This window comes from Niastella sp. (assembly GCF_045805085.1).
In the GTDB taxonomy this organism is placed as follows: Bacteria; Bacteroidota; Bacteroidia; order Chitinophagales; family Chitinophagaceae; genus Niastella.
On the sequence record NZ_JBJMLX010000026.1, the window covers coordinates 1 to 4573 of the forward strand.

Annotated in this window: 5 protein-coding genes; 3 read left to right on the forward strand and 2 right to left on the reverse strand. The window is 42.4% G+C overall.

The genetic code is table 11. From position 1 onward, the window contains the following. Positions 1 to 156: 156 nt before the first annotated feature. Positions 157 to 975 carry an AraC family transcriptional regulator gene (locus tag ACJ751_RS01310; protein ID WP_407743567.1) on the reverse strand — a complete coding sequence of 273 codons (819 nt, stop codon included), beginning with the start codon at positions 973 to 975 and terminating at the stop codon, positions 157 to 159. A 97-nt stretch (positions 976 to 1072) separates the two neighbouring features. Beyond that, complete coding sequence (locus ACJ751_RS01315; protein ID WP_407743568.1) at positions 1073 to 1729, reverse strand: MarR family winged helix-turn-helix transcriptional regulator; 657 nt, start codon at positions 1727 to 1729, stop codon at positions 1073 to 1075. A gap of 116 nt (positions 1730 to 1845) precedes the next feature. Between ACJ751_RS01315 and ACJ751_RS01320 the strand changes: the two genes are divergently transcribed. The 3 genes from ACJ751_RS01320 to ACJ751_RS01330 all read left to right on the forward strand — a co-directional run. Beyond that, the gene (locus ACJ751_RS01320; protein ID WP_407743569.1) at positions 1846 to 2220 is read left to right on the forward strand and encodes a DoxX family protein; all 375 of its coding nucleotides are present in this window, start codon (positions 1846 to 1848) and stop codon (positions 2218 to 2220) included. Between the two features lie 50 nt (positions 2221 to 2270). Continuing rightward, positions 2271 to 3098, forward strand: a complete 828-nt coding sequence (locus tag ACJ751_RS01325) for a helix-turn-helix domain-containing protein (RefSeq protein ID WP_407743570.1) — start codon at positions 2271 to 2273, stop codon at positions 3096 to 3098. Between the two features lie 63 nt (positions 3099 to 3161). Continuing rightward, the coding region (locus tag ACJ751_RS01330; RefSeq protein ID WP_407743571.1) for an alpha/beta fold hydrolase at positions 3162 to 4573 on the forward strand (1412 nt) is incomplete at its 3' end.

Here is a 4573-nt window from a genome sequence, read left to right on the forward strand (position 1 = left end):
CCTGGTTTGTGGTTTATTTATATGGGCAAAACAGGAAGGTTTCTAAAATATATTATTGGCGCCATTATTGGCTTTAGTGGCGGATTTGGAGTAGGCAAGTATTATAAAAAGGAGTAAGTGTTCATAATGACCAGGTTTTGTTCATATGTTTCCGAGTTATTTTTTAGTGACCGATACTTTCGATGGATTTACTCCATAGAATTGTTTGAACGCATAGGAAAAGTGGGCGAAGGTTTCAAAACCCACTTCATGATATACCTCTGAAGGCCGTCTTTTCATTTCCTTGATAAGGTAATGCGCTTCCTTCAACCGCCGCTCCTGTAACCAGCGATTGGGCGTGGTGTGAAATATCTTTTCAAAATCCCGTTTAAAAGTGGCCAGACTTCTACCCGAGAGATAGGCAAATCTTTTCATTTCCACATTGAAACTAAAGTTCTGCTGCATAAAGGCCTCCAGGTCTGTTTTTCCCGGCTGATCAAGATCGAACAGAATGTTTTTGAAAGCCGGGTTTACCTGGAGCAACAGCATCAATGCCTCCTGGCGTTTCAGGTTCACCAGGTGATCGGGCAGCGGCGTTTCAAAATAGGGTAGCAGGGTTTGAAAATAATTCTCCAGCAGCAGGCTGCTGTCCAGTTTTAATACGGCATCCTTTTCAGGAAACGGTTCTTCAAATCCCTGGTTGTATTGCCGGCTGAATTGTGCAAGTGCGATCCTGTCAAACACAACTGTGATCGATCTGTAGGGAAAAAGCCCGTCGTTTAGTTTTATGAACTTCGCCAAAAAGTTCTTTCTATAGAACAATAGGTCGCCGGGGCCAAATGTTTTTGTCCGGCCGGAATCTACTACCTGTAATTTGCCTGAAATGATCTGACACAACCCATGTTCAGGGATGAACTGTTCGCTCACCACTTTTTTGGATCCAAAGTGACTGTAAAGAACGCCGGGAAGATTGGTTGTCGACTGGGCTTTTTTCATAATGCTCTGCTGCGATTGACAACACAAAGCTGCGGATAAAATTGCGAATTCTCTTTCGGAGGAGCTTAAAATTTCTTTCGTGGGGGGCTCAGGTTTGTTATCGGTCATTCCTGTTTGTTTGGTCAGCTGACATTAGATCGTCATAGATGTCATCAAATTCCTGTCCTTTATGTTTTTGCCAGAGTTCTGAAAATTTTATTTCAACACCCTTCAATAATTGAATACAGAGCGCTTTATCATCATTGCTCAGATCATTCATGAGCATAGAGGCATTTTTTTCAATTTTAATCAGACAGCTGGCTGCCACTTTTTCGCCCTTTGGAGTCAGTTCTATCCGTTTGGAACGTTTATCTTCTTTATCGGCGTATTCTTTTATTAGTCCTCGTTGTATTAACCGGTTCAGCATATCCGTTCCACTGCTTAATTCAAACAGGTTGGCATAAATGACTTCCGTTTTTTTAGGATTTTTTTCCTTTTTGATGGTTTGCAAGATGCCGAATTCTTCAATTTGATGCAGGCCGCTTCCTTCAAGAGCAAGATTGGCGTACGCCATATTCAGTTTGCTGATGCGGCCGATTATTTTGAGCAGTAGTCCACTGTTGAGCGAGGGTACAACCCCGCCAACCAGTTTGCCGGTGGTCTTTTTTTGCTGTTGATGCGCCAGGTAATGCCGGCAAAAATCTTCGATGTTACCATTGGGATGTTGTTCTTCAAATTGGCCCCAGTGATTTACCAGTTCAACAGTCTTATTCATAATATACTTCGATTTAGAAGTAAAATTAAATAAATAACTACGGAAATAGTTGTTTTATTTCTAAAACGAAGTAGTTTTGTTGAAAATATTACGCTTTCGAATAAAAATGCAACGATATGGTACAGAAAAAAACGCAGTACTGGATAGCAAAAGGCTTTATCAGTTTCTTTATGTTGTTTAGTGCTTACTACTCGTACACGCATGCTGCAGACCTGCGAATGCTGGGCTTCCCTGATTATTTCAGAATAGAATTAGTTACACTGAAGATCATTGGGGCAACGGTGCTTTTATTCCCGTTTACGCCTTTGCGGGTAAAAGAATGGGTGTATGCGGGATTTATTATTACCATGGTATCGGCGTTGATTGCGCATATATGTAGTGGCGATCTGCTCTCGAAGATCATTTTCGTTTCAGTTGATCTGGTATTAGTGTTTTTAAGTATGCGGTATGTGTCTAAAAGAGAATTTCAGCAGCAAAAAATGGCTGAATAGCGGCGGCATGTTTTTGGATTTTGTATCTTGTTAAAGTATCCCAGCGAAACATGACGGAAATATTCGATAATATCAGGAAACTATACCGGTTCAATACACCTTGCGAAGCGCTAGTTGATCTTATTGAGTTTTTTTCTGAATCTTCACTCGATGCGATGGACCGCTTTATTGGCGCTTCCCCATTTACCGTAACCCTTTTTCCCAGTTACACGCCCACCATCTGGTTGAACCTGGGCACATCTTACCAGTTAAAGAATGGAGACGCCTGGCATACCGTAGATGAGCGTACGGATATTTTATTACTAAGGAACAAAATTGTAGAACGAAGGAATTTGCCTACCGATAACATTTTTACGGTCAAGTTTAATCCCGGTGGTTTTGAAACTATCTTTGGCATCAGTCAGACCACTATTGGCAGCGAGGTTATTCCGGTTGAAGATATTATTCCAGCCTCCTTTATTAAAAAGCTGAAAAGGTTGGGTTGTTTTGAAGATAGAAAAGTAATGTTTGAAAATTTTTTCCTAGAGAAGCTGGAAAAGAATAACAAGCGGGAAGGTTTTTACCTGCAATGCATAAAGGAAACCGTGCAGGCGTTTACTGGTGCAGGATTGGAATCGGCCACCAGCGAACTGGCCAGGAAATTATACATCTCAGAAAAAACGCTGTACCGGTGCTTTACAAAAGTAGTGGGTACCAGTCCGAAGAACTTTCAGGCCATTACCCGGGCAAGGATCGCGTTGACCAGCTATGTAGCCAATCCGGTTGTTTTTTCACCCTATGATCATGGGTATTATGATATGAGCCATTTTTATAAAAGCGTGGTAAAGTTCACCGGGCAAAAGCTTTCACAATACCGATTCACTTCCCAACAACGGTAAGATTGTCCGATTTTTACTTGCTGCCGGTTACTCCGCCTTCTATTTTTGTTCAAAACAGAACGTATGAAGTATAGCATGATTGGCCTGTTGCTTTTGCTCGGTTCTATTGCTGTTGCCCAGGGGTATGTGCCGAAGATTGAACCTTGTCCCTGCATGATAAAGGTAGATCCCACCCTTATTTCGAAATGCGGCTATTTAATAGTGCCGGAAAGCCGGCAGCAGCCGGCCGGAAGGACCCTCAAGCTGCCATTTGTTTATTTAAAGAAATCAATTGCCGACTCAGCTATTACTTTATTTACTACCGGCGGCCCAGGGTATAGCACCATTGCTAATTTTACGGAGATCACTGCAAAATCTGATTTCTTTCAATTCGGTAGTTTTATCATCTTCGATCAGCGGGGTTCAAAAAAAGCAGTACCCTGTTTGGATTGTCCGGAAATAAATACAGCGCTAATAAAAGGCTATAAAGAAAACCTGTCGATAGACAGCCTGCGCCTGGAAGCGGTGAAACAGTGTAGGAAACGGTTAGCGTTGCAGGGTATTAACCTTTCCAGTTATAATACCATAGAAAGCGCTGCCGATATCAATGACCTGCGGCTGGCTTTGCAGTTGGGCAAATTGAATTTATTCGGAATATCCTATAGTGGTGGCCTAATGCTTACTGTTGCTAAAGATCATCCGGAATGTGTGAAGTCCCTTATTTTAAATTCTCCGCTGCCAGCCTTTACAAATTATGAACAGGAAGGGTTGGTCAATATTAACGAAGCGTTTGACCAGGTTTTTGATAATTGCGAAGCCGATTCCACAGATAAAAGCACCTACGGCACCCTGAGAGAACGGTTCCACCAGTATTTTATGAAGATCACGGGAAAAACATTTGCTTTAGCTTATAAGGTAAAAGGTGATTCGCAAACCCGCCAAATTCATTATACAAAAAAGGAGTTGTTGGATGCGGTGTTGAACCGGATGAACCGGTGGCAAATAAGAGCGGTACCGTTTGTGATGAACGAAATAGTCAATGGCCGGCATGAGCCCTATGTGAAAGAAATACTGGATGAAATATTTAAAGGCGATGAACGCCTGTCACATGGTATGCGATATTCTATATATTGTTCTGAACAGATTGCATATGCCCGCAAGGAGCTGGTAAAGAAACAGGAACTGATCCTGCCCTGGTTGGCGGGTTATGAATTTAACAATGTCGATCATGCAATCTGCGATTGCTGGAAAGTAAAAGCGGATCCACCCGGCGCCAAAGAACCCGTATATTCAAATATTCCGGCCATTATTGGGGCGGGGGATATAGACCCCTGGTGCAGGCCCCATTACAACAGGCTCATTAAACGATACATGCCTAACAGCCAGCTATTGATCGTGCATGACCAGGGACATCTCCCTTCCTTTTTTGTGAATGGCGTAGATTATCTGAAAACGTTTATTGAGAACCCCTATAAAAAACTGGTGGCCGGCAAAGG